The 26,523-nt window shown below is 51.7% G+C and carries 22 protein-coding genes; 5 read left to right on the top strand and 17 right to left on the bottom strand.

Features of this window, described 5'->3' with window-relative positions:
• Positions 1-335: 335 nt before the first annotated feature.
• From ACW9KT_RS03655 to ACW9KT_RS03635, 5 genes are all read right to left on the bottom strand, one after another.
• Positions 336-764 carry a hypothetical protein gene (locus ACW9KT_RS03655; RefSeq protein WP_457078032.1) on the bottom strand — a complete coding sequence of 143 codons (429 nt, stop codon included), beginning with the start codon at positions 762-764 and terminating at the stop codon, positions 336-338.
• A 167-nt stretch (positions 765-931) separates the two neighbouring features.
• Positions 932-2,965 (bottom strand): excinuclease ABC subunit UvrB, encoded by a 2,034-nt coding sequence (gene uvrB, locus ACW9KT_RS03650; protein ID WP_457078031.1) that lies wholly within the window; start codon positions 2,963-2,965, stop codon positions 932-934.
• 190 nt (positions 2,966-3,155) lie between these two features.
• Entirely contained in the window at positions 3,156-3,506 is a 351-nt protein-coding gene (locus tag ACW9KT_RS03645) for a DUF6970 domain-containing protein (protein ID WP_457078030.1), read from the bottom strand.
• Between the two features lie 33 nt (positions 3,507-3,539).
• Complete coding sequence (locus ACW9KT_RS03640; RefSeq protein ID WP_457078029.1) at positions 3,540-5,216, bottom strand: hypothetical protein; 1,677 nt, start codon at positions 5,214-5,216, stop codon at positions 3,540-3,542.
• A complete protein-coding gene (locus ACW9KT_RS03635) occupies positions 5,197-5,895 on the bottom strand; it encodes an RNA polymerase sigma factor (protein WP_457078028.1) in 699 nt (232 codons plus the stop codon). The genes ACW9KT_RS03640 and ACW9KT_RS03635 overlap by 20 nt, the downstream gene beginning before the upstream one ends.
• Before the next feature lie 386 nt (positions 5,896-6,281).
• Between ACW9KT_RS03635 and wrbA the strand changes: the two genes are divergently transcribed.
• Complete coding sequence (wrbA, locus tag ACW9KT_RS03630) at positions 6,282-6,896, top strand: NAD(P)H:quinone oxidoreductase (RefSeq protein WP_457078027.1); 615 nt, start codon at positions 6,282-6,284, stop codon at positions 6,894-6,896.
• Positions 6,897-7,015: 119 nt separating this feature from the next.
• Here wrbA and ACW9KT_RS03625 read toward each other — a convergent pair whose 3' ends face one another.
• From ACW9KT_RS03625 to ACW9KT_RS03580, 10 genes are all read right to left on the bottom strand, one after another.
• Positions 7,016-7,756 (bottom strand): shikimate dehydrogenase family protein, encoded by a 741-nt coding sequence (locus ACW9KT_RS03625; protein WP_457078026.1) that lies wholly within the window; start codon positions 7,754-7,756, stop codon positions 7,016-7,018.
• A gap of 121 nt (positions 7,757-7,877) precedes the next feature.
• Positions 7,878-8,528, bottom strand: a complete 651-nt coding sequence (locus ACW9KT_RS03620; RefSeq protein ID WP_457078025.1) for a DedA family protein — start codon at positions 8,526-8,528, stop codon at positions 7,878-7,880.
• 103 nt (positions 8,529-8,631) lie between these two features.
• Positions 8,632-9,675, bottom strand: a complete 1,044-nt coding sequence (locus tag ACW9KT_RS03615; RefSeq protein ID WP_457078024.1) for a bile acid:sodium symporter family protein — start codon at positions 9,673-9,675, stop codon at positions 8,632-8,634.
• A 233-nt stretch (positions 9,676-9,908) separates the two neighbouring features.
• A complete protein-coding gene (locus tag ACW9KT_RS03610) occupies positions 9,909-11,249 on the bottom strand; it encodes a PQQ-dependent sugar dehydrogenase (protein ID WP_457078023.1) in 1,341 nt (446 codons plus the stop codon).
• Between the two features lie 182 nt (positions 11,250-11,431).
• On the bottom strand, positions 11,432-12,262 hold the full coding sequence (locus ACW9KT_RS03605; RefSeq protein ID WP_457078022.1) for a phosphosulfolactate synthase: 831 nt from the start codon (positions 12,260-12,262) through the stop codon (positions 11,432-11,434).
• Between the two features lie 94 nt (positions 12,263-12,356).
• Positions 12,357-13,754, bottom strand: a complete 1,398-nt coding sequence (locus ACW9KT_RS03600; RefSeq protein WP_457078021.1) for a tetratricopeptide repeat protein — start codon at positions 13,752-13,754, stop codon at positions 12,357-12,359.
• 89 nt (positions 13,755-13,843) lie between these two features.
• A complete protein-coding gene (locus ACW9KT_RS03595; protein ID WP_457078020.1) occupies positions 13,844-14,866 on the bottom strand; it encodes an NAD-dependent epimerase/dehydratase family protein in 1,023 nt (340 codons plus the stop codon).
• Positions 14,867-14,938: 72 nt separating this feature from the next.
• Positions 14,939-15,631 carry a tyrosine-protein phosphatase gene (locus ACW9KT_RS03590; protein WP_457078019.1) on the bottom strand — a complete coding sequence of 231 codons (693 nt, stop codon included), beginning with the start codon at positions 15,629-15,631 and terminating at the stop codon, positions 14,939-14,941.
• A 110-nt stretch (positions 15,632-15,741) separates the two neighbouring features.
• Complete coding sequence (locus ACW9KT_RS03585) at positions 15,742-18,195, bottom strand: polysaccharide biosynthesis tyrosine autokinase (RefSeq protein WP_457078018.1); 2,454 nt, start codon at positions 18,193-18,195, stop codon at positions 15,742-15,744.
• A 31-nt stretch (positions 18,196-18,226) separates the two neighbouring features.
• Complete coding sequence (locus tag ACW9KT_RS03580) at positions 18,227-19,153, bottom strand: polysaccharide biosynthesis/export family protein (RefSeq protein ID WP_457078017.1); 927 nt, start codon at positions 19,151-19,153, stop codon at positions 18,227-18,229.
• Between the two features lie 243 nt (positions 19,154-19,396).
• Here ACW9KT_RS03580 and ACW9KT_RS03575 point away from each other — a divergent pair, with 243 nt between their 5' ends.
• The 4 genes from ACW9KT_RS03575 (at position 19,397) to hpf (ending at position 22,245) form a co-directional block, all read left to right on the top strand.
• Complete coding sequence (locus tag ACW9KT_RS03575; protein ID WP_457078016.1) at positions 19,397-20,536, top strand: acyl-CoA dehydrogenase; 1,140 nt, start codon at positions 19,397-19,399, stop codon at positions 20,534-20,536.
• A 142-nt stretch (positions 20,537-20,678) separates the two neighbouring features.
• Complete coding sequence (rpsU, locus tag ACW9KT_RS03570; protein ID WP_457078015.1) at positions 20,679-20,873, top strand: 30S ribosomal protein S21; 195 nt, start codon at positions 20,679-20,681, stop codon at positions 20,871-20,873.
• 135 nt (positions 20,874-21,008) lie between these two features.
• On the top strand, positions 21,009-21,896 hold the full coding sequence (locus ACW9KT_RS03565) for a tyrosine-type recombinase/integrase (RefSeq protein WP_457078014.1): 888 nt from the start codon (positions 21,009-21,011) through the stop codon (positions 21,894-21,896).
• 49 nt (positions 21,897-21,945) lie between these two features.
• Positions 21,946-22,245 (top strand): ribosome hibernation-promoting factor, HPF/YfiA family, encoded by a 300-nt coding sequence (gene hpf, locus ACW9KT_RS03560; protein WP_457078013.1) that lies wholly within the window; start codon positions 21,946-21,948, stop codon positions 22,243-22,245.
• Positions 22,246-22,336: 91 nt separating this feature from the next.
• On the opposite strand, the gene metK is transcribed toward hpf, so the two are convergent.
• Both metK and ACW9KT_RS03550 read right to left on the bottom strand, forming a co-directional pair.
• Positions 22,337-23,596: a methionine adenosyltransferase gene (gene metK, locus ACW9KT_RS03555; protein ID WP_457078012.1), complete on the bottom strand. Its 1,260-nt coding sequence runs from the start codon at positions 23,594-23,596 to the stop codon at positions 22,337-22,339.
• 381 nt (positions 23,597-23,977) lie between these two features.
• On the bottom strand, positions 23,978-26,470 hold the full coding sequence (locus ACW9KT_RS03550) for a prolyl oligopeptidase family serine peptidase (protein ID WP_457078011.1): 2,493 nt from the start codon (positions 26,468-26,470) through the stop codon (positions 23,978-23,980).
• Positions 26,471-26,523: the final 53 nt, after the last annotated feature.

The following is a 26,523-nucleotide window of genomic DNA, read 5'->3' as shown; positions in this document are numbered from 1 at the left end:
TACATATTGGGTGAATGAACGAGCTTTAAATTATAGTTTTTCAAATAGTTAGTAGCATTTGCCAAAATCATGTACACTATAAAATTGTTATTACCATATTATAATCCTAATTGCTAGCATCCATACATTCTCGGGAAAGCTTTTTATTATATTTATTTATCTATTAATCAGTTATTTATCTGAAAGCAAGAATTAGCTGATTTGTATCTTAGCAAGATTAGCTCAACATGAATACTGCGCACGAAAAAGCCCCCCAGATTCTGCTCTGGGGGGCTTTTTATATATAGTATATAATATACTCTAGGCTGATAACCAGCCTATTGTAGTAGAACTTGCTACAACTTATCGGGGAGTTGGCGGAGCCACGCTGCTGCGTCTGTTTCGCTTTCAAACAGGCGATACGTCATGGCGGCCTCCCGAGCCTCTCCCATCATTTGGCTCACGGATAGCCGCGCGAACACATCTTCAGGAATAAGTACAGCCCCATAAATCTGGCTGCCTGCGGCGGTGCTGCTTATCCAGTAATCAACAATCCAGAGGCGCTCCTCTTCGGTGAATGGTGCCATCAGGCGCTGGTCACCCAGCAGCTTGTGCCATCCGCGTCGCTGTAGTAGCTGACTAGTATGCGTCAGGAAAGATTTTAGATGGTCGAGCTTACGCGGCCCCGCATTATAAATCACGTAGGCGTACCCATCGGAATGCTCTAGTACCCGCCCAACTGGGTTTTCGAAATAGATGCGCAGTGCGTTAGAAAGTGAGATCATATAAACGACAACAAAGTGTAGTCTTAAACTTAAGAAGAAGTAGATGTGGGCCTCAACAATTTTCTGGCCCGAATCGTCAGCCCCAATGCACTAAGTTAAAAATGATCCTCAACGGCTTCATGGGGGGCTTTTTTTGCTCAGCGTGCAAGGTAAGGCACAGCAAATTTTTAATCACGCTTGGTTTTTAGCATCTGCCGAAGCTGGGCCAGCTCATCGCGATACTTGGCGGCTTGCAGGAAGTCGAGGTCTTTGGCCGCACCTTCCATCTGCTTTTCCGTTTTCTTGATGACTTTTTCCAACTCATCGCGCTTCATCAACGCGATAACGGGCTCGGCTGCCAGCGTCAACGTATCGGTATCGGGGCCAGCATACGCGGCGGGCTCGATGCGGCGCATATCCGACAGCGAGGTTTGGCCCATAATCTCGTCGTGCGATTTGCGCACCGTGCGCGGCGTGATACCGTGCTCCTCGTTGTAAGCTAACTGTACAGCGCGGCGCCGATTCGTTTCATCGATGGCGCGCTGCATGGAGCCGGTAATACGGTCGGCGTACATAATCACCTTACCTTTGTCATTTCGAGCAGCGCGGCCCATAGTCTGAATTAGGCTGCGCTGGTCACGCAGGAAGCCTTCTTTATCAGCATCCAGAATAGCCACTAAGCTTACCTCCGGCAGGTCGAGGCCTTCGCGCAGCAGGTTCACGCCAATCAGTACGTCAATTACGCCCAGGCGCAGTTGGCGCAGAATCTCTACGCGGTCCAGGGTTTTGACATCGGAGTGCACGTAGCTCGATTTGATGCCCAGGCGCTCCATATACTTCTGTAGTTCCTCGGCCATACGCTTGGTGAGCGTCGTTACGAGGACCCGGTCGCCCATCTTCACGCGGTTGTCTACTTCATCCAGCAAGTCGTCAATCTGATTGACGCTGGGGCGGATGTCGATTTCGGGGTCGAGCAGGCCGGTAGGGCGAATGATTTGCTCAATGATAACGCCGCCGCTGGTTTCCAGCTCATAATCGGAGGGCGTGGCCGACACGAAAATGGCCTGCCGGTACATGCTTTCGAACTCATTGAAAGTCAAGGGTCGGTTGTCCATAGCCGAGGGCAGACGGAAGCCGTACTCCACCAGGGCCGTTTTGCGGCTCCGGTCGCCGCCCCACATCGCCCGAATCTGGGGAATGGTGGCGTGGCTTTCGTCGATGACCATCAGATAATCCTGAGGGAAATAATCGAGCAGGCAGAACGGGCGCGAGCCGGGCGTCCGGCCGTCGAAGTAGCGCGAGTAGTTCTCAATGCCGGAGCAATAGCCTAGTTCCCGAATCATTTCCAGGTCAAACTCTGTGCGCTCGGTAATGCGCTTGGCTTCCTGGTCGCGGCCCTCCTTCACGAAGTAGCTCTGCTGAGCCATCATATCGAACTGTATCTCCTTGATAGCTTGATGCAAAGTGTCTTTGCCGGTCACGAAGAGGTTGGCCGGATACAGCGTCACGCTTTTCTCGTCGGCCAGCTTCTTGCCGCTTTCAGGGTCAATGCGGTGAATGGCCTCTATTTCGTCGCCAAAAAAGAATAGTCGATAGGCAAAGTCGGCGTAGGCCGGATAAATATCCACCGTGTCGCCCTTCACCCGAAACGTGCCGCGCGTAAATTCCACTTCCGTGCGCGAGTACAGAATCTGCACGAACTGGTACAAGAGGTTATTGCGCGAGTAGCGCAGGCCGGGCGCCATATAAATGACGTTTTTGCTGAACTCCTCCGGGTTGCCGATACCGTAAATACACGATACAGAGGCCACTACAATCACGTCGCGGCGCCCGCTTAGTAGCGTGGAGGTGCAGTGTAGCCGCAGCTTCTCGATTTCTTCATTAATAGCAAGGTCTTTCTCGATAAAGACATCGGTGCTGGCAATGTAGGCTTCGGGTTGATAGTAGTCGTAGTAACTGATGTAATATTCAACAGCATTATTGGGGAAAAACGCCTTAAACTCGCCGTAGAGCTGAGCCGCCAGGGTTTTGTTGTGGCAAAGCACTAAGGTTGGCTGGCCAGTCTGGGCCACTACGTTAGCCACGGTAAAAGTTTTACCCGTGCCGGTAGCTCCGAGCAGTACTTGGGCCGGCTCCCCGCTTTCTACGCCAGCCACCAGCTGAGCAATGGCTTTGGGCTGGTCGCCGGTAGGCTTGAACTCGGAAGTAAGTTGATATTCCATGCAGGGAAATATTAGCGGCGCTGACTTGCAGTTGCCAGAAATGATAGCCCATGATAACTCCGTAGCGTCAACAGAGGTTTCCGGGAAACGAAAAAAGCCCAACCAAATCAGTCGGGCTTTTTTAGGCCTTGGGGGGCAATTTATAACTTAGATTCATCACGCACCCTCTCGCCCTACTGCGGTACAGATGCTATCGGGGGTCGCGCCATACCACGCGGGCGTTGGTAGCTTGGTCGTTGAAGTCGGGGCATTGGCCGTCGCCCCTACCGGTTATTCCACCGCTAGGCGCGCACATTACCTGCCCGCAGGCATCGTAGAGGTAGTTAAACTGGTCGCAGCAGTCGCTGGAGACGATGTATACCTGTTGGCCCTGATAAAGATATTCGGTGATTTCAGCAGCGGGATTCTGCTTGGGTTTAGCTTGCAGCTCCGCTATTTTATCTTTCACAAAATCGTTGGGACAAGGAGAAGAATCTTTGTCGTCGCACTGAAAAGCGCTGAGCAAGCTCGTGAGGAGGAAAAGCGTGAGTAGACGTTTCATAGTAGGGAAGTTACGCGTTAGTTCGCTGATCGTTTAGCGGGCAGCAGCGGCTTTTTGCCCCCCAAACTCTACGCTGGCCTCCAGACCGACCGAATATGGCCGGGAGCGCTTGAAAAACGAGCCGCCGGGGTTTTGGTTGAGTGTATTCAGACCGGCTTCCGCTACAGGCCCGAGGGCTAGGCTCCAGGTGGCATCGGCAGGCTGGTAGCGGACGCCGCCGCCGCCACGCACCGAGGTTAATACCTTGCGGTAAGGCGAATCAGAAGAGGAAAGCGTGTAGTCGCGGGTCGCAGCCGAGTTGCCGTCCACTTCCGTACGGCTTTTCAGCAGCACATTCACAGCGGCCCCAACTTTGGCGTACAGCGACAGGCCCGTTTTAGCGGCGCCGTAGCGGACGGCTACCGGCACGCCCACTGTGCGATACGAAAAATCAGTGGTGCGCTGACCGGCGTAAAACTGGGCAACCATAGAATTGTTGGCGCGGCCGGCGAAGGCCGACCTCGAATCAGCGAAGCTTAACGACGTTTTGGATGAAGCGCGCTGCTGCGCGGTTTCTACGCCCGTTAGCAAGGTCCACTTATTGTTTAAGGCATAAGCAGCGGCTATTACCACTCGCTGCGCGGGTCCGGCCTCTAAGTTTTCGCGGTATTCACTGGCTCCATATTGATAGATGCTTTGGCTACGATCAAAGGCATTGTTTCCCCCGGCCGAATTAGAGGGCGCGAGGCCAAAGTCCATAGCGCTGGCCGACCCGCTGGAGCTAAAGTCGATGTTGGGGTTGAAAGCCGTAGCGGCGTAGGTGCCGCTTACGCGCCATTTGCCCTGTGTTTTGGGCTCCTTGGGTATATCTTCGAGAGCTGGCTGGGGGGCATTTTTAGCAGTTTGGACCAACAAACTTGTGGTTGTAGGAGGTACAGCTTCCAACAGCGACAAAGTTTCGGGACGGCGGAATGGTGCGGCTACCGCGGGTGCCCCAGCTAGCGTAGCTCCCGATTGAGAAAATAGGCCTGTAGCGCTTTGCGCTGCGTTAGCTTCGGTCAGTGAGGGCGTGAATGTTCCAACGTTACGTCCAGCCCTACTCCCATCTTGGCCCTGGCGGTTACGCGCAGCCACAACGGCTCCTTCAGTAGAATTACCAGCAGAAGCAGATGAAGCCAGGCTTTGCGATGAAGAGGAAGAGATTCCCACCGCTGACTTAGCCGCTTGTAGGAGCCTGCCGGCGACAGTGCCAGTCGCATCCTCAGAACCGTTCTCCCGACGAGCTGCGCTTTGATTAGCCGCCGAGGCCACCGACCCAGTCAGATTACTGGAGCTAGTACGTCCTGCATTAGTCGAGCCAGCGCGCGCGACCCCTAACGTCTCCTGCGATAAGGCCTCGGAGGCAGCAGTTGATGCAGCCGACTTAGCTGGATTTGAGCGGACAGTAGTGGAGGCTATAGTAGCGCTGGGAGGCAAATGCGTGGCATTATGCAGCAGTAACCAACTGCCGCAGCCCAGCACGAGCAGGGCGCAGGCGGCGGCCACCCAGCGGTGCAGCAGTAAGCGGCGCCGATACGAGTCGTTCTGACGCACCAGCAACTCGTGGTCGAGTTGCTCCCACACGTGCAGGCGGGGCGGTACCTCGGCTTCTCCAAGCTTCTGCCGGAACAAATGCTCCAGGTCGCCGGTCGGCCGCGGGTCAGGTGTATGATTATTTTCTAAAGGTGCCATTCGTACGTTGCGCGTCGAGGCGCTCTAATTTTGATTTCAAGATGACCCGAGCCCGGGAGTACTGTGATTTGCTGGTGCCCTCCGAGATGCCGAGCAGCTCCCCTATTTCCTTATGGCCGTAACCCTCGATGGCAAATAGGTTGAACACCATGCGGTAGCGCGGGGCCAGTTCCTGCACCAGCGTTAGTAGCTCCTCAAAGGCATAATTGGAGAGCGTAAACTCCTCGCCGGCTAGATCTTCTGGGTATTCGCCCTCACTCATGGCTACCAGGCCACTATTGCGCCGGTGTTGGCGCAGCGCAGCGTTGATCATGATGCGCCGAATCCAGAATTCTAGGGGGCATTCGCGGCGGAACTTGCTTAAGTTGGTAAATACCGTGACGAAGCCCTCCTGCAACACATCCTCCGCCTCGAAGGTGGTCTGGGCGTAGCGCAAGCACACGGCCATCATGCGGGCGGCGAACCGGTCGTAGAGATGCTTCTGCATAAGCCGACTGCCCGCCAAGCACCCATCGATAATTTCTGCTTCGGTGAGCTGGGAGGGCGGAACGAGGCTGCGCACAGGAGCAGTAGAGAGTGTGGAAGCGGCCGAAGGCGACGCGCTAGAATCGGAGGAAATGCCCCCCGACAATAGGTTGCGCAACTTTCCGACGCTCAGAGCCGACGATAAAGCGCTCATCGTATACGGTAGCCTTCTGGGCCGGCTTTATAACCTGCCCGGCTACTGCTGGATAGGTCGGTGTAAAATCGCTGCATACGTTGCGGTCGTAGTAGCTTATAGCTGAATAATGCTCGCGGGCGGTAGCGGGCTTTGGGTAGTAGAGGCCTGTACTGGCTTGTAAGGTTGCATGGGTTTAGCCAAAATTTTATAAATGCCCCCCAACAGCTGAATGTGAGATATTTACAAAAGAAAATATTTTCCGTGAAACAATGTCAATACATTTAATGTACATACATATATTTGCTCCTCATTCGAGTATCTTTCTTCACATACACGCTTGCACTGCCCCCACGCAGCACATAATCATAGGCTTTCCTAATCATTCTTCATTTTAACAACCCCGCATGAAAACTCTAGTTCTGTTCTATTCCACGTATGGCCACGTGTGGAAATTGGCCGAAGCCATTGCTGAAGGCGCCCGCCAAGTAGCTGACAATGATGTAGTCGTGAAGCGCGTGCCCGAAACGCTGTCCAAAGAGATTCTGGACAAAGTTGGCGCTACGCAGGCTCAGCAAGCTTTCAACCACGTGCCCGTGGCTACGCCCGAGGAGCTAGAGCAGTACGATGCCATCATCATTGGTACGCCCACCCGCTACGGCAACGCCTGCGGCCAGATCCAAGCTTACCTCGACTCCACCGGTGGCCTGTGGGCTCGTGGCGCCCTTGTAGGCAAAGCTGGAGGTGCTTTTGTAAGCACCGCTACCCAGCACGGCGGCCAAGAAACTACGCTGCGCGCGTTGCATACTGCGCTGTTGCACCACGGCATGGTCATCGTGGGCTTGCCTTACGCTTGGCAAGGTCAAATGGGCCACGAGGAAGTAACCGGTGGCACGCCCTACGGTGCCAGCACGGTAGCCGGCGGCCAAGGGGAACGCCAGCCCAGCGAGAACGAATTGGAAGGTGCTCGCCATCAGGGTAAGTACACGGCGGAAATTGCCAGCAAGCTTTCCAGAAAATAAGCGTTACTTGCAACCTATATTCTGAACACACAAATTGCAATAGCCAACAAGCCACCCGTTTTGGGTGGCTTGTTGTGTTTTAAGGCTATATGGAAATGGTGCTGCTGCTGCTCATGCAATTATTTATTCCAGATGTCCCAAGCGGCCTCGGCTTGTAAGCAAAGCATTTCGAAACCATTTTTTGTTTGAGCCCCAGCCTCACGGCCTTTGCGCAGAAACATTGTCTCGCTGGGATTATAAATCAGATCGTAGAGGTAGTGACCCGACGTAAGCGCCGCATACGGTATAGGCGGGCACTCCTCAACTTGCGGAAAGGTACCTAGGGGCGTCGCATTGATAATCAGCGAATGTCCAGCTAATACTTCGGGCGTGAGGTCGTCGTAGGTGAGCCCTTTGCTCAAGGGATTGCGCGACACCAGCCAATAAGAAATCTCCAGCTCACGCAAGGCCGCTTCCACGGCTTTAGACGAGCCTCCAGTACCTAAGACCAGCGCTCTAGCTTCCGGGCCGCGCAACGGGTAGAAGTTACGCAGCGATTCTCGAAAGCCGACATAGTCGGTGTTGTGGCCGATGTAGCGCCCATCGGGTGTGCAGTCGATGACGTTGACGGCGCCAATACGGGCGGCAGCCGATGATATCTCGCTCAGATACGGCCAAACCTGCTCTTTATAAGGAATAGTCACGTTGAGGCCGCGCAGGTCGGGGTGTTGGGCGAGCAAGGCCGGCAAATCAGTAATGGTAGGCAGCTCGAATAACTCGTACTGGTGGTCATCGAGCCCCAGAGCAGAGAATTTCTGGGAGAAATAGGTTTGGGAAAACGAATGGGCGAGTGACTTGCCAATGAGGCCGAATTCTTTCATAACGATACTTCACTGAAGCTTACCTGCTCCCAGCGCTTGGGGGTGCAATAAGAGAAAACCGCCCCAACGAACGAGCATTGGAGCGGCTTTTTTCAGAAATAATCTCGACTAATAAATAAACCTACAGCACAGGCTTGCTCCTGCGCGACTTTATAAACTCAAATACCACCGGCAGCACTGAAAGTCCGATAATAGCCAGCACTACCAGCGAGAAGTTTTTCTGCACAACCGGGATAGTACCGAAGAAGTAACCGGCACCCGTGAGCGAAACCACCCACAAAACGCCCCCCACCACATTGTACGACAGGAACTTGCTATAGCTCATGGTACCTACGCCAGCCACGAAAGGGGCAAACGTGCGGATAATCGGAATGAAGCGGGCTAGAATAATGGTTTTAGCGCCGTGCTTTTCGTAGAACTCTTGGGTGCGAATAAGGTGCTCACGCTTTAGAAAGCGAGAGTTTTCGCGGAATACCCGCGGCCCCAAATAGTCGCCGATATGATAATTAAGCGTGTCGCCGAGCACGGCCGCCACGATGAGCAGTCCCATCATTACCCACACATTCAGGGGCGAGCCGGGCAGAGCCGCCAGCGAGCCAGCCGCGAAAAGCAGTGAGTCGCCAGGTAGGAAAGGCAGGACTACCACGCCCGTTTCCACGAAGATGATCAGGAAGAGAATGGCATAGGTCCAGGTGCCGTAATCTTGAATAATCTCACTGAGATGCTTATCGAGATGTAAGATAAAATCGATGATTTCCTTGAGGATTTCCATGAAGGGGGAAGTGAGGGCGAAGTTATTTTACCGCAAAGAAAGCAGGCTGCTACCAAAGTCTCGGCTTGGGGGCATTTTCATGGAGCTAGCATTTACAGGATAGCTATCTAGCCTCGGCTGGCGCGCGGCGGCTGAGGGCCTGCGCAATGATGCTGGCTATCAAAATTTGTAGGGCGTGATACAGCATGAGCGGCAGCAGCACCACGCCCGCAATGCGCGCATCGGGGAAAAGCACCTTCGACATAACTGTACCTTGCACCAGCGACTTTTTAGAACCACAAAACAGCGCTGTAATGGTGTCTTCGCGGTTGAAGCCGACTAACCGGCTTACTAGCAGCACGCAGGCGTACACCGCGAAGAACAGTGCTAGCATAGCCGCTCCAAGCCACGCAATATCTTTTGCTGAGTAGTCCTCAAAGATGCCTTGCGCGAAGGACTCACAGAACGAGGTGTACACTATCAGCAGGATAATGGCTTGGTCGAGGATGCGCAAGGGTCCGGCGTAGCGCTGCGCCAAGTGGTGCAAACGCCCATGCAGCAGAATGCCCACGACCACCGGCAGCAGCACTTGCAATGACAAATCGAGAATGGTAGCGCCCAAGCCGCCGCCCGCGCCGGGGGTTAGGAAGAGCGCCATCCAGATGGGTGTAATAAACACTCCTAGCAAACTGGAGATACTGGCGTTGAAAATAGCCGCCGGTAGGTTGCCTTTGGCAATGGACACCATCACCACCGACGAGGAAACCGTGGAAGGCAAGGCGGCCAGATAAAAGCCCCCCAGCCATAGCAAACGACCGTTCTCCGAATCGAATAGCGGCCGCACGGCCAGCAATAGCAGCGGAAACAGCAGGAAAGTAGTGCCCTGTACGACCAGGTGTAAGCGCCAATTGCTCAGGCCAGCCCGCAGTTTTTCACGACTTAAACGCAAGCCGTAAAAGAAGAAAATGACTGAAACACCGTAGTGGGCTATTCGATCCAAAGGCAATGGCCCGTCTTCAGACCCAAACTCTGGCTGCAAGTATGCCAGCCCGATAACACTCACTAAGCCCAGCAGAAACCAATCGAGGCCGGCCCGCTTCAGCAACTCCCCTAACCGTTGAGAAGGGCTTCTGGGGGGCGTTTTGACGGGCGATGCAGGCGTAGGCATAGCAACTTTATGTATTTCAGAATTAGTAAGAAGCTGATTGAGTTAGCTAGAACGCTGTAAAGACGCAACATTTTGCGTCTCGTCGCTGAACAACGAGTGCGAGCGAAACTCAATGGCGCGCACGAGGAAACGCGAGATGTTGCGTTTTTACAGCGTGAGTCATTCGGCCCCGAATTGTCTAACGAAGAACAACATAGTTGTGTCTTAGCGTTATTTTGACGCACTTGAGCGGCTTATTTGGCTTTCTGGTTTGCCGTTACACGCCACAATTTGCCCCCCGCATCATCAGCTACTAATAGGGCGCCATCGGGGAGCACAGCTACGCCTACGGGGCGGCCGTACACTTCACGGGTAGCTTCATCAGCCACGAAACCAGTCATGAAATCTTCGGGTGCGCCAGCGGGCTTGTTATTCTGAAAAGGCACAAACACCACTTTATAACCCGAAAAAGCCGACCGATTCCACGAGCCGTGCTGTCCCACAAAAGCACCATTCTGGTAGCTGGCCGGGAAGCCTTTGGCATCATAGAAAGCAAGGCCGAGAGAAGCTGTATGCGGGCCCAGAGACACATCAGGCACAATAGCCTTAGCTACCAGATCGGGACGCTCGCCCTTGCGGCGGGGGTCTTCCTTCTGGCCAAAATACGAGTAGGGCCAGCCGTAGAAGCCACCATCTTGGACGCTGGTCATGTAATCGGGCACGAGGTCGTCGCCGAGCTCGTCGCGCTCGTTTACGGCCGTCCAGAGCACCTGCGTGCCAGGCTGCCAATCCATCCCAACGGGGTTACGCAGGCCACTGGCATATACTCGCTTTCCGGAGCCGTCAGGGTTAATTTCCAGAATCAAGGCGCGTCCCTCATCCTCCTTCATTCCTCGCTCCATCACGTTGCTGGCCGAGCCTACCGATACGTAGATCTTGGAGCCATCGGCATTGGCTAGTAGGTTGCGCGTCCAGTGATTATTGTAGCCGCCCACGGGCAGCTCCAGGATTTTTTGCCCCCCAGTGGTAATCTTCGTTTGGCCCGGCTGATAAGCATACCGCACTACTCCGTCCGTATTACCTACGTAGAAATTATTGCCAATAATGAGCATTCCAAAGGGCTGATTCAGGCCCGTCAGGAAGGTTTCGCGCACCTCTGGCTTGCCGTCTTTATTGGCGTCACGCAGCAGGGTAATCCGGTTGGCGCTCGTTTCCTTCATCGAGCCCGACTGCTTTAAGCCTTTCGCCTTTTCACCCTTGGCCGTAGAGGTTTTTTCAACTGAATTTGATTCGGCAATCAGAATATCGCCGTTGGGAGCCACATAAATCCACCGTGGATTTTGCATGTCAGCCGCATATTCGGTTACGGTAAAGCCGGTTGGCACAGTGGGCGTTTTGCCCTTGGGCCAGCCAATGACCTTACTGAATTTTTTGACGGATGGAGTGGCATAAGGTGCCGGCAGTTGAGGAGTAGCTACCGTCATAGCCGAGTCGGGCGCGGTAGTAGCCGCAGACGTTTCCTCCTGGTTTTTGTTCGATGATTGATTGCAGGCGAAGAAGGCCGCCAGCGGCAGATATAGCAGGTATCTTTTCATACAAGTTAGGCTCGCGCCAATTATTTGCGCGCAATAGTCGCTTACGCGCCACGGCAGCCAGAGTTAACTAAACCATAACCCAAGCAAGGAAAACTGAGTCTGTATTTAGCTACGCACAAAAAAGCCCCCAGCCTAGCAATGCGCTTGACCGGGGGGCTTTTTATAAACTCAAAGGGAGAACTTTAGCCTCGTGGCATCGAAGTGCCAGGCCGGCCCGTCTTTATTTCAGGCTTGAACATAGGATCCACGCCGTCCATATCGAGGAAATGTGTGAAGGTGTCGCCACGCAGCCCCAGGCGAATAGTCTCTAGACTTACTACTTCATTAGGCGCAATATTGCCTAGGTTGACATTGCTGCCCAGCATCTTGATGAACCACACCTGTTGAGCTTTCTGCGGAGCTTCCCAGAGAATTTTCTCAAAAGGAATCTTGGTCAGAATCTCCTCCACCAAGCCTGAGCGTACCTCGCCAGTGCTCCGGAACAAGCCAACGTTGCCAGCCTCACGCGCCTCCCCGATTACCTTGATGGAACCGGCATCTAGCTCAGTCTGCATCTGCGAAATCCACTTGTAGGGCGGGATAATCTTTTCCGCATCCTTAGAGCCGACCTCCGACAATACTTGTAAATCTTGGGAAAGCGTGCGGATATACTCGCACTTTTTATCGTGGGGGAGTTCCAGCGAGCCGTCTGACACCTCGGCATACTCCATCCCGAAGGTGGAAAGCAACCGCCGGTAGTCATCGAACTGATTACGAATAATAAAGGCCTCAAACAGCGTTCCGCCGAAGTACACTGGTATACCGGCTTCCTTGTACACTTCCAGCTTCCGCTTCAGGTTTGGCACCACGTAGGAAGTGGCCCAGCCGAGTTTTACAATGTCGGTATACGCGCCGCCTACTTCTATAAAGTCTTCTACTTCACGGATGCTCAGGCCTTTATCCATAACCATGGTATAGCCTTGTTCGCGGGGTTTGGCGGTGCGCTCGGGGAGTTGGTCGAGGTGATAATTCATGCGTGTGAGTGAGTAAACGAGTGAATGAGCAAATGGGTGAATGAAGTCGTCTTGCTCTCATTCACCCATTTGCTCATTCACTCATTGATAAATTCTACTTCCGATACTGATCTATCAGGCGAGCCAGTGCTCGTTGCGATTCCAGCTCCGGAAAATACTCGAAGAGCAAACGATGCTTGTCGAAGTCCAAAACTAGCGCATTTTCCAGATTCTCGTACGCCTCGCGGTAGCGGCCAGCAGCCAGCAAATAGGCGCACAGCCGGTAGTGAAGCTCAGCTTCAGCGGGTTGAATCTCCACGGCATTGCGCATCAAGTCAATGGCGCCATCGTAGTTGCCCTGCTCGTAGAGAATAATGCTCCAGTTCAGCCACGCGTCTTTATTGTCGGGGCCTACCTGGGTGGCGCGGTCGTAGCACTCCACGGCGCTTACTACATTACCAACTTGGTACTCAGCGGCAGCTAGGGCTAGCCAATACTCCACACTTTCATCGTAGAGCGTGACGGCTTTACGAAAGAAATGGGCCGCTTCAAACCACCGCTCCTGTGCATTTAGCACTACGCCCATGCCAAACCAAGCCTCATCCATTTCCGGATCTAGGTCGATGGCGCGCTGATAGTGGCGACGAGCGAGGTCCCACTGGGCCATTTTCTCGTAGCACTCACCAATGTTACATAGTGCTTCCGCCGTTGGCTCACCCGCCGGATGGCTAAGGTTGAACTCAGCTATGGCCTCCGAGTATTTCTCCTGACTTACATAAGTGCTAGCTAAAAAAGCGTGCGCATCATAGAAAGTTGCATCTACCAAGATAGCATATTCAAACGCAGCTACAGCTTGGTCGAACTTACCCAAACGATAATACGCCTGACCCAAGTTGTACCATGCCATAGCTGAGTAAGGGTCTTCATCGGTGAAGCGCCGAAAGAATTCCAGGTTTTTCTCTAGCCGCTCGCTTACTTCCAAGCAGTACAGCAGTTCCTGCACCGCCATATCGTTGTCAGAGTTTAGGCGCAGACTCATCTTGTAGTACTTAGCTGCACTCTTAAACTTCTGCCAGCTTTGATACGCCAGACCGAGGTTAAAATAAATGTCCTCGCGGTCAGGAGAATGCTCAGCGGCATTGTGAAAAAATGCGACGGCCTCAGCAAATTCTCCTTTCTGGGTGGCAATTATACCGCGCGTTACGGCCACATCCGGATTGGTAGGATCGAGTTGGGCTACGTCTTCAATCTGCTGAGCGGCCGCCGAGTATTCGCCTTTCATAGCCAATACCTGAGAGCGGTCGATAAGCAGTTCGGTGGAAAACGGATATTGGGCTATAGCAGCTTCGCAAGCCTGTAAAGCTTTGTCATACTGCGTGTTGGTTGTATAATGGTCGATGATATTCTCAAAATCGGCCAAATCAAAAAAGACGGGCTCGTTCTGGGCTACCATGCGCTCAAAGCGGCGCACCGTATCCAGCACTTGCTGCCGTTCTTCAAAGTTCTCGTTCATTCTCATTCGTGTGCAAGACTCAAAGGTCGCCAAAACGGCAGACTTTGCCGGCGCCCGGCGGCGGAATTACTCAAGATAGCGCCGCTGGCTTAGGATACAATAACCACACCGGTCGAAGGCTGGTTCGCCGATGTCAGCCCCGCGCAACACCAAGCTATAGTTTCGGCTAAAGGTCGAAAGCGAAAACCGGTCAGCGCCTGTACTTTGGTCGCGCTATATACCACCGGCCGCCGGCCAGCGCGAGCCGTATCTTTTGTAATAAGTGGGCGAGCCCCCGTTAGCAAGGAGCGTATGTGTTCTAAGCGCCAGATCGTTTCGGCGGCCCAGTCTGGGACGGCCACTGTGGGGGGCTTTTTGCCGAAGCACGCAGCCGCCTGAGCTAAAAAATCGCGGAGCGGCACCGATCCGGCACTCAAAACGAACCGTTCGCCGGATACTTCCACCTGAAACATCAACCGCAGCATAGCCTCCACCACGTCACGAACATCGACATAGTTTAGGCTGCCCGGCGTATAAAAAGCATGCTCCTGATGTGCGTAGCGGAATAAACGTGTGCTGCTACGTTGCCAGTCGGCTGGCCCTAGCACCACTGAAGGATTCACAATGACAGCTGACAATCCCTCAGATATGCCGCGCCACACTTCTAATTCGCCTAGGTACTTCGAAGTAGCATAGGTTGCGTGTTCGGCACCCAAATCCCACTTAGCATCCTCATCAACCACAAAATTCACGACCTCGCCGTCATCTTTAGGTGCCGCTCCCCCTAGCGCCGCTACCGACGACACATGGCATAGCCGAATGTCATTAGCTTGATCTAGGCAAGCATCTACTACAGCCGCTACGCCTTCCACATTTACTTGCTGTAACTGCGTTTCATCCTGAGGAGCATAGGACACCAACCCCGCGCAATGAAAGACGTGCGTAACGCCCACTAAGGCCTTGCGCAGCAAGGTGGTATCACGCACATCACCTTCTACCCACTCTACTTTGTCGGAGGCTGGAATAGACGGTATTTGCTTCCGATACGAGGCCCTCACCGTATGGCCCTGTTTCACCAGAGCCGGAATTAGAAAACTGCCGAGCAGGCCGCTACCACCGGTGACAAATATCATGTGAGGGCTTAAAATTGGAGAACTGTATGCTCAAGCAAAAGGTGGGGTTGTAGCCCATTAACTGATATGGGCTTAGCTAGAAAGTAGGGTATTATTCAACAGCGGCAGAGCTAATACCTTTTTCAGATAACCAGTTGGTAGCACTTTTGTGCGTAAGGTTTCGGTATGCTTTAGATTGTGCGCATCGGTGCCTACGAAATTCACCATGCGAGCATCAATTAACTTCTCTGCTACCCGTTGGGCCCCACTTGAGTAATACCCAGCCAGCGAGTTAAGATTCAGCTGAAAAAGAACTCCATTTTGATATACTTTCTCTAGGTCCGTAAAACGACCGTAAAAGTAAGTATAACGCTCAGGGTGCGCCAATACGGGTTGATAGCCTAATGCTTGGAGCCGAAAAATGATTTGGTGGAAGTTGAATGGCTCATTCATGTAAGAAGTTTCCAGTAGCAGGTACTTCTTATCACCACCAAAACTCAACAACTCTTCTCCACTGTCTAATTTGCCCCCCAGCCACTCATCTAAGTAATACTCAGCGGCGCATTCGAGCTGTATGTTGCCTAGGCCTGCAGTGGCAGCAGCCTCACGGAGCCGAAATAGTGCCGCCTGTATTGTTGTGGGCGTGTTTTTATAAAAATCCCCCATAATGTGGGGGGTCATAATCAACTTTTGATACCCTAACGCTTGCATTGCCCCTAGCAAAGCAAGCGACTGCTCTACAGTCTCAGCACCGTCGTCAAGACCAGGCAGCAAATGCGAGTGCATATCGGCTCCTAGTTCTACTAATAAGCTTTCATCACTTGGTGGTACAGGGGCTGTACTACTAAAAAGCTTGCGCAGAAAAGACGCCATAGATACTGCTTACAAATTTGGGGTTATGAAATGCGCTGCCGCAAACGTCCAATGATGCCTTTTGCTGGAGCTGGCTCATCGTAATAACCCTGTCCGTATCCGTATCCATACCCATACCCATAGCCAGTGAGGCCAGTGGATTTAGCATCATTTAGGATAGTGCTGAGGCGAGTGAAGTTGTTAGTTCGCATCAGCTTATTGATATTCTTAAGGAAGGCTTTCTTGGAGTAGCCAGCTCGAACGATGTACAGCGGAATATCGGCCTTACGCATAATCAAGATACCATCCGTCACTAAGCCGACCGGAGGAGTGTCAATCAAAATTACATCGTATTGCTGCTGCAACTCAGCCAGAAGCTCGTCGAATTTGGGATTTAGAATCAGCTCAGATGGATTAGGTGGCGTAGGACCAGCTGAGATAAAGTCCAGTGTAGGAATATTGGTATGCTGAATACACTCGTCAATAGTATGCTTCTCAATCAGAATAGTGCTGATACCACGTACGTTCTCAGCGCCAAAAGCCAGATTCACCTTAGGCTTACGCATATCAAGATCCAGAATCACAACTCGCTGCTCCGATAGCGCAATAATGCCCCCCAGATTCACTGTCACGAAGGTTTTGCCCTCTCCTGACACCGTTGAGGTTACAGAGATAATGCGCTTTTTTCGTGCCGAGCTAATAAAGTCAAGATTAGTGCGAATAGAGCGAATCGATTCAGAAATGGCTGATTTAGGATTCTTGTCTACTACTAACTTTGAGACCGACATTTTTTCCTTGTCGTAGGTCGGAATTACTCCCAGTAAGGCCGCGGAAGTCATCCGTTCCAATTCTCGCACATTGGTGACTGTATCGTGTAAGAAGTAGCGTACAGCAACTAACCCCAAACCTAATATAATGCCACTAGCCAGCCCAATTGCATACACCATAGTACGAATAGGTGAGATAGGCGTGCTCGGTAAGCTAGCGGGCGAAAGAATTTGAAAATCAGCTGTAGTACCCGCTTGTCCGAGCCTAAACTCTAAGTCTTTGTTTATTAGATTTAAATACGTTTTTTCGAATAAGTCAAAAGGACGCTGTAAGCGAGCCTGTTGCGTAGCCTTTTGCGGCAATGCATCTAGCTTATTATTAAGCTCATCGCGCTGACGGTTCATTGTTGCTATTTGCTCTTGCAGCAATATTCTGTTTTGCTCTAGAAGCCGGCGAATAGTATTCTTCGTGAAGTCTATCTGAACACGTCGTTGCTTTACAGCCTCAGTCGTTTCTTTATAAGAGCGCAACACCCTACGCAAATCCCACTGCAGGCTATTAAGTGACTCGATTTCTTGAGTCAGTCGGCTGTCAGCTAAGTCTGCTAGCCCTGGTATGCTTTGGGCTACAGTTGAGTCTTCGTAAGCAGTTAACTGTTCTTGCTCCACTAAGCGCGCTAGGTCTCCTAATAGGCTCTGGCGTTGTAGTAGCTCCTGGCGTTTCTCCTCCTGGGCGATGATTTTACTATTCACAGCCGCCGCGTCAGCTCGTACATCATACGTTCTGTTTTCCCGCGCAAATGACTGCAAGTTATCCTCCGCTCGCTGCAGCCTGTTATTGTATTCGTCAGCCTGCTGACTTAAAAACTGCAAACTTTGATCAGAGGCCTTTTTCTTTTGAGCAAGTTTTTCCTGTAAATAAACGGTGTCAATTTTATTGACAATATCCTGAGCTTTCGCAGGATTAAAATCTTTAAATGAAATCTGAACAGTATTAGCCTCAGGATTAACAATCTCAACAGTTAGATTATTATTTAAATAACCATTGAGCGTTCCTTCATCCAAAATAACGAAGTAAAACTGTGCCCCTAGTGCATTTGCATCAAAGTACGTGTCATGGGTAGTTAACTGCAGATTTAATCCAGCAAGATTAAGCGGTTGGCCTACATTATATACCCCACTTATCTCCTGCTCTCCTTCTAAATAACTAAGTCGAAATTGAGTAGAACTACTAAAATTGACATTGAACTTGCGATTATAAAAGGCTGGGTTCTTTATATTATAAGTAACCTTAAAAGGTGATCTAGTATATAACTCTGATTCCAAGACTGTGCCTTCGACGTAATAGTTGACGTCGAGAGCAAGAGAATCTTTTAGCCTGCGGTAAATTAGATTTGATTTAATTAACTCTACCTCGCCTGATAAATTGGCTCCGGGCCGACGTTTCTCAACTGTTCCACCTGCTCCTAGGCCCAATAAACCGGCTTCCGTTTTCTCATCAATTTTCAGAATTGAGGATGATTGGTACACAGGTTTTGTGTAACGTAAAAAGAGCCACGAAGCTGTAAGGCCTAAGGCGATAAGCAATGCAATCCAGGGTAAACTCTTGCGAGCCACTTGGACTAGGGTGGTAATATCTAATCCGCCCCCTTCGTCTTCTTTTTCCTCCGCTTCTACGCCTCCCGCATTACGGATAAGTTCTTCTAGCTCGGTTTCTTCTTTCGCTGCCATCAGCGCACATTATTAGGTGAAGGAAACAAGCTTAATTATTGTTCCTGTATACTGTAGTAATAATATATAGCGTGCTTATCACGCTTACTAAGCTGGTTACGAGCCCAAATACCGGGCCGGCGTCAGCCAAAGCCTCATAGAATGGGCGACGTATAGGCTCAACATAAACTATATCATTGGGTTCCACCTGCAGATTGGCGCGGCGCATTCCTTCAAACGTCGATAGATCAATAACTTGTATCTGCGGATTTTTTAAATCTCCACGAATGAGCCGAATATTGGTCGTACGTCCCACTCTATTACCACCTGTGCCTACTGCTCCGCCATCAATGCCTCCCGCAATAGCTAATACTTCAATCAGGTTCATATTGTCATTCGTCAACGGGATTATTTGTCCTCCCCCGCCTCCGACGGCACCTAGTATGATAATGCGATTATTTGTTACTCGCGTTACGACGAAAGGCTGCTCATAATACTGGCTATAAGCAATCTGCAGCACGCTATCAGCCTCCAAAAGGGTATACCCACTGAGCTTTACGTAATCCACCATTGGCAGCTTCACGATGCCATTATCTTGCACTAAGAATTCAGCTCCGCCGCTTGTAGTTCCTCCACCTTGTTGAACTGTCCCAGTTCTCCCCCCAGCCCCTGGTCGGGATGTAGCGCCTCTTAATCCGCCAGGGTTACCAAACGGAAGTTCACCATTGGGATCCAGTATGCGCTCCCCCTTATTTGTGTAGACCCGAACGTCTAAATAATCATTGGCTTGAATGATATAATTGCGCTCCGTTCTGTTTACTGCCGTCCGTAAGCGGGCCGTATCAACTGTGGTTCCTTCTAAGCGGAATAGTACATTTTGCCGGGTTACCTTCGAGGTAGTACAGGAAAATGACAGCAACAGAACTGGTAAGCCAAGCCACCAGAAAGGTAGCAAACGGCGGAAGATGGGTTGTAGCATACAGGCCAAAAAGCCGAAGTCAAAAGAGAGAATTACCGGGAAATGAGCCGAAAATGAGCCTGCTTTCTTCCTGAAAAACCTTCAAAGTAACCAAATTAGTGCACCCTTTCAAAATCAGGCTGCACTACGGAGGTCAAGCATAAACTTCTGTGGAAGCAAAGTAGTACTTTTGCGAACCCAAATCCGGCTCTCGCTGGTTATACCTTTACCACCCACCACCCACCACCCAAACGATTTCCACCAATGGAATTAGTAGCCACCGAAAATCAAACAATGATTGCCCAGATGGTGCGCGACTTTGGCGCCACTCACATCAAGCCTCGCATGATGGAATGGGACGAAAGTCAGGAATTTCCCATCGACGTATTTAAACAGCTCGGCGAATTAGGTCTGATGGGCGTTTTAGTGCCGCAGGAATATGGTGGCTCCGGATTTGGCTACGTTGAATATGTCACAGCTATTGCCGAGCTAGCGAAGATTGACGGCAGCATCGGCCTTTCAATGGCGGCACACAACTCACTTTGCACCGGCCACATTCTTCAGTTTGGCTCAGAAGAGCAGAAGCGCAAATGGTTACCCAAACTCGCCTCGGCTGAATGGATTGGTGCTTGGGGCCTCACTGAACCCAACACTGGTTCTGACGCGGGTAACATGCGTACTGTTGCCGTAGAAGATGGTGATTACTATGTTTTGAACGGTGCCAAGAACTTTATCACTCACGGTAAGAGTAGCAACATTGCCGTTGTTATTGCTCGTACTGGCCAAGTAGGTGACTCGCACGGCATGACGGCATTCGTAATTGAGAAACCCACGGAGGGCTTCACACACGGCCGCAAGGAAGATAAGCTAGGCATGCGCGCCTCCGAAACGACTGAGTTGATTTTCACTGATTGCCGCGTACCAAAAGAAAATATTCTAGGCGAAGTAGGCGAAGGCTTCATTCAGTCGATGAAAGTGCTGGATGGGGGGCGAATTTCTATCGCGGCTTTGAGCCTAGGTATTGCCCAAGGGGCATTTGAAGCGGCTACCCAATACTCTAAAGAACGCTACCAGTTCAATCAGCCGATTTCCAACTTTCAAGGAATTGCTTTCAAGCTAGCCGATATGGCTACTGAAATCGAAGCTGCCGCTTTGCTAACGTACCGCGCTGCTGACATGAAGGATCGTGGCTTGAACGTAACACAGGAATCGGCTATGGCTAAGCTGTATGCTTCGGAAGTTTGCGTGCGCGCTGCCAACGAAGGCGTTCAAATCTTTGGAGGCTACGGCTATACCAAAGATTACCCAGCCGAGAAGTACTACCGTGACTCTAAGCTTTGCACCATTGGCGAAGGAACTTCCGAAATTCAGAAGCTGGTAATTGCTCGGACGCTGCTCAAATAAGGTAATAAGAAGTACGGATTTTGTAGATCATGAGAGTGTTGTCCCCATCCTTATGTTGAAATCGACGTAATCTTTTTAAAACTTCCAACTCAATCATTATCTTTGCCCCCCGTAATAGAAAGTTTTCAACTCCACTGCATATATGATCATCGTTCAAATCAAAGATAACGAGTCGGTTGACCGGGCTCTGAAGCGTTTCAAGAAGAAGTTCGAGCGCACGGGTGTATTAAAGGAATTGCGTCGCCGTACGTTCTTTCAAAAGCCCTCCGTTACCAAGCGTAAGCAGAAGGAGAAGGCTGTGTACAAGCAGACTATGTACGCTACTGAAAATTACTAGCGTTTAGCTTACAAAGCTTTTGCGATAACCGGCTGATTTGCTTACTCAAGCGAACCAGCCGGTTTTTTCGCGTCTATAACTTCCAGATTTAATTCTTACATTGGATAACTGCCCTCAGCAGCCGAATTCCAGCGTATGAACCTGTTTTTTGACTATCTGCGGTTTGAGCGGCGTTTTAGCCCCCACACCGTTATTTCTTATCAGACCGACTTGCGGCAGTTTGCCGATTACCTGCTCACAACCTATGAGCTGGCTGACCCAGTGCAGGCCGACCACATGCTGATTCGCTCCTGGATTGTGGAGCTAATGCAGCAACAGCGCGATCCGCGTACGGTGAACCGTAAAATCGCCTGTCTGCGCTCGTATTACAAGTATCTGCTGCGCACCGGCGCTATTCAGCGTAACCCTATGCTGCGCATAAGCTCGCCTAAGACAGCTAAGAAGCTGCCCGATTTTGTGCCGGAGGACGCCCTAAATGGCCTGCTTAATAGCTTTAAGTTTGATGACTCCTTTGCTGGCGCCCGCGACCAGTTGATTCTGGAGCTGCTCTACGGTACGGGTATCCGCTTATCGGAATTGATTGGTATACGCCACGATGATCTAAGCATGATGGCTCGCACAGTACGCGTGACAGGCAAAGGCAACAAACAGCGGGTAATGCCACTGAACCCAACGCTTCTAATAACACTAGAAAACTATATAGCGCGCAAGCAGGCCGAATTTGTTTCGCTCGACAACGCCAGTGGATTTCTCCTCGTTACAGATAAACATGGGCCTTTGTATGAAAAGCTTGTTTATCGTACTGTGAAGCACTATTTGAGCCAGATTACCACTGCTTCATCTCAGCAGCATCCGCACGTATTGCGGCATTCATTTGCTACGCATCTGCTCAGCAAAGGAGCCGATTTGAATGCCATTAAAGAACTGCTTGGCCATGCTAACCTAGCGGCCACTCAGGTGTACACCCATTTGTCCATCGACAAGCTTAAAGCTGTCTTCGACAAAGCCCATCCGAAAGCTTAAGTAACTAGTTGAGTGTTTTTCCTTTCTATTTACCAAACCCCTTTTTCCGATGAAAGTACAGATGCATTCGGTGCATTTCACCGCCGACAAGAGCCTGCTTGACTTCATCCAGAAGCGTCTCGACAAGCTCGAAACCTTCTATGACCGCGTCACGGATGGCGAGGTCATTTTGAAGATGAATAATAAGGACGGGATTGCCAATAAGACCGTTGAACTCAAGATCTTCGTACCCGGAAATACCTTGTTTAGTCAGGCTGATGCCCCTACGTTCGAGGCGGCGACCGACGAAGCTACCGAAGGGTTGAAGCGTCAGATCAAAAAACATAAGGAAAAGCTCACCAGTCATTAAGCTGGATTTACATATTGATTAAAACACAACGGCGCCCTTCCACTGAGGAAGGGCGCCGTTGTGTTTTATACTAACTTGAAGCTAAGAGCTTCTACAAGCTGAATTCAGCTTTAATCTTATCTACGTAGTCTAGCTTCTCCCAAGTGAAAGTCTCGTAAGTCTGGGTTTCACCATTTGGCAGCTTTACTTGCGTGGTACCGGCTTCGCGGCCCATATGTCCGTAAGCAGCAGTTTCGCCGAAAATGGGGTTTTGCAGGCCGAAACGCTGCACGATAGCGAAAGGACGCATGTCGAACAGAGCGTTTACTTTCTCAGCAATTTCACCATCGGTGAGCAGACCGTTGCTTCCTTGTGCTTTCGTGGTGCCATAGGTAGTTACATACAAGCCTACAGGTTGGGCCACGCCGATGGCGTAAGCTACCTGTACCAGCACCTGGTCGGCTACGCCGGCAGCCACTAGGTTTTTGGCGATGTGGCGGGCTGCGTAAGCGGCTGAGCGGTCAACTTTTGAGGAGTCTTTGCCCGAAAATGCCCCCCCGCCGTGTGCACCTTTACCACCGTAAGTATCCACGATGATTTTGCGACCTGTGAGGCCAGAATCGCCGTGAGGTCCGCCGATGACGAACTTGCCAGTGGGGTTGATGTGGTAGGTAATCTGGTCGGTGAAAAGCTGCTGTACTTCGGCACTCAAACCAGCTTTCACGCGGGGAATCAGGATGTTGCGAATGTCCTCCGAGATGCACTTCAGCATACCTACCTCCGACTCATCGAAGTCGTCGTGCTGGGTGCTGACCACGATGGTGTCGATGGCCTCGGGCGTGTTGTCGTCGGAGTAGCGAATGGTTACCTGCGACTTAGCATCAGGCCGCAGATACGTCATTTCCTGACCTTCTTTGCGGATAGCAGCCAGCTCACGCAGCAGGCGATGCGACAGATCCAGCGCTAAAGGCATGTAGTTCGCTGTTTCGCGCGTGGCGTAGCCAAACATCATTCCTTGGTCGCCGGCACCTTGCTCTTCCGGGCTTTTGCGCTCTACTCCCTGATTAATATCAGGCGACTGCTCGTGCAGGGCTGATAGAATGCCGCAGCTTTCAGCTTCAAACTTATATTCTGCCTTGGTATAGCCAATGCGACGAATCACGTCGCGGGCCACGGACTGTACATCTACGTAAGCCTTGGATTTTACTTCACCGGCTACTACTACTAAGCCAGTCGTTACCAGCGTTTCGCAAGCGACCTTAGAATCTGGATCCTGGCGGAGAAACTCGTCGAGGATAGCGTCAGATATTTGATCGGCAACTTTATCAGGATGGCCTTCCGAAACAGACTCGGAAGTAAATAAATAGGGCATCAGCGTCGGAATAAAACGTCGTCGGTGAAAAAACTAGGTCGCGCGCAAGTAAGCGTAGCGGGGGGCAAAGCTAACGGAAATTGACGAAGGAAATAACTCGCCTAAAAAGCCCCCCAGTAGCTTTGGTGTTGAAGCAACGCATTGGTTTTGCAACGAAATCGGCCTGCGAATCGCTAATTCGGCCTTTTATCCTTTCGCTCGAAAAATAGCTTTGGCCTAATTTTACTTCGGATTAGCAATTAGTATTTCCATTAGCAGAGCTCCACTACCGTCGTAAGTGATATATTTTAAAAGGAAGACAGGAACGATAAATGGCTCAATAAACAGTCCCAAAAAAGCCCCCAGAATCATCCTGGGGGCTTTTTTGTGTAGTACGTATCTTTAATTACCACCGCTGCTACTTCGGGTAGCATTCGTGCCGGCTGGCTTCAAGTTGGTTTCGAACAGCTTCAGAATCCGCTTGTACTCATCGGTCCAAGAGCTGGGCTCCACGAAGCCGTGGTCCTCTACGGGATACACGGCCAGCTCCCAGTTGTCCTTCTTTAGCTCGATGAGGCGCTGAGAGAGCCGCACTATGTCCTGAAAATGCACATTGGTGTCCACCATACCGTGACACATGAGTAGGGCGCCTTTTAGACCCTCGGCGTGGTAGATAGGCGACGAGCGAGCATACGCCAGCGAGTCATTATAAGGCTCGTTGAGAATATTGTCGGTATAGCCGTGGTTGTAGTGGGCCCAGTCGGTGACGGAGCGTAGAGCCGCGCCGGCTTTGAATACATCGGGCTCAGTGAACATGGCCATGAGGGTAATAAAACCGCCATACGAGCCGCCATAGATACCGATACGCTGGGGACTGACGCCATATTTTTCCGTAAGCAGTTTGGCACCATCTACGTGGTCGGTGAGGTCTTTGCCACCCATAAAGCGGTAGATGCCCGTGCGCACGTCGCGGCCGTAGCCGCTGGAGCCGCGGTAGTCGATATCAAGCACGGTATAACCTTGGTCGACGAGCAGATTGTGAAACATATACTCGCGGAAGTACTGGCTCCACCACTTGTGGGCATTCTGCAAGTAGCCGGCGCCGTGCACGAAAATAACGGCCGGACCTTGAGCCACTGCATTGGCGGGCCGGTAAAGGCGAGCGTACACGTCGGCGCCGTCGCGGGCTTTGATCGTTATGACTTCGGGGTCGCGCCAGGCGTAGCTTTTAAACTCAGCGGTGAGAGAATTGGTAAGCTGGCGCATTTTGGCACCGGGCTTATTATCCATCACAAACAGCTCCCAAGGCTTATTAGCGTAGCTATAGCGCACGGCTAGAGTCTTCTCATCGGGCGAAATGGCAACTTCATGCGCGCCGGGCAAGGTTGTGATTTGCGTCATTTGCCCCCCAGCTACTGGCATGCGGTAGAAGTGCTGCTCGCCGGGGTGCGTTTTGTTGGCCGAGAGGTACCAAGTCTTTTTATCGCGGGAAAGCGTGGCATTTTGGATCTCGAATTTACCGCTGGTCAGGGCTTTGCGCTGCTGGTTGGTTACGTCAACGGTGTAGAGGTGGGAGTAGCCGCTTTCTTCGCTTTGAAACCACACACGCTTGTTATCGGGCAGCCAGCCGACGTTGCCGGCGCCATTCCCAATGCCCGGGCCGTTGATCCAGGCTTCATCGCGCTGCCGATCCAAAAGCGTGATTTTTTGGGTGCTCGGGTCAAGGCCTACAATCCAACGATCCTTGTTGTCGGCGGAGCGCATGACCAGAAAAGCCCGCTCGCCGTTATCCGACCAGAAAGGGCCAAAGGGAGCCACACGGCGCAGCTCGGTAGCTGGCTTCTCGGCTTTCTGAGGGGCATTTTTTGCCGTTTTCGCTGAGTCAGGTGCTGCCGTAGGGGCTTTGGCTTTCAACTGATATTCTTTGCGATACGCGGGCAACTCATCCAAGCCTTTCAGGTCGCGGTAGCCGAGCACGAAGGTCGTATCGCGGCCAATGTCGTAGATACCCAACTCTAGTGCAGTTTGGGGCGCGCCTACTTTGTTGCGGGTCGAAATGTCTTCCGTGAAGCCCGAGGCCGTGACGAAGTTGGGCACTATGGCCACCTTATTATTGGCCGGCTCCTGCACCAGCGAATAGGTCACGAATCGACCATCGGGGCTAAGCTGCAAGTTGCGCACCGATTTAAGACCCAGATAAATGGCTTTGGGTCGCAGCTTTTCCAAGACTTTTTGCACGCGTTGCCGGTCCTGCTGGTCCTGTTCGCGCTGCTTAATTACTTGAAATAATGCCAGCTGCTGGGCCTTCAGATATTTCTCCGATTGATCTGCCGGCGTACCTTTCGCGGGGTTGTTGCCTTTGCGAAAATCGGTGCGCTGCACGGTTTCGCCATTGGCCGGGTTCCAGGTAAACAAATTACCGCCCCGCGTGTAGCTCACTAATTGGTCCTGCAAAGCAAAAGCGGCGTCTGATTCGCGCTCGGCCGTGTTCGTTACGCGCCGAACTTTGTTACTCTTCAGATCGAGCAGGTAGATGTCGCCTTCCTTCTCGTAGACTTTACGGGCGAATTTCTGGTCGTATACCCCGCCGCTGGGGGGCAAATTCAGTTGCTCGCGCAGGCTGATTTTGCGGGGCGCACCACCACTCGGGGCCACGGCGTACAGCGAGTCGCGGCGGTTTTTATCAGGGTTCCAGTTGAAGTAGATGCGTTTGCCATCTTCGCCCCAATACACATTAGATGGCGCTGTACCAATCCACTGGGCGGGGTCGCGCATGATTTTCTCCACCGTGAGCGGCCCCAATGAAGCGGCCGGCGCGGCGGGTTGAGTTTGAGCAAAAGCAGCGGAAATTGGCCCCAACCAAGCCAGCGCCCGCACGGCGAACAAAACGCGCATCAGTTATTGAAAGAAAAATGAAACATGAAAGCTTCCTGCAAAATACGCAAGCC

This window comes from Hymenobacter sp. HD11105 (assembly GCF_054051685.1).
The sequence above is the reverse complement of the archived record's forward strand: the minus strand, read 5'-3'. Positions and strand labels throughout refer to the sequence as shown.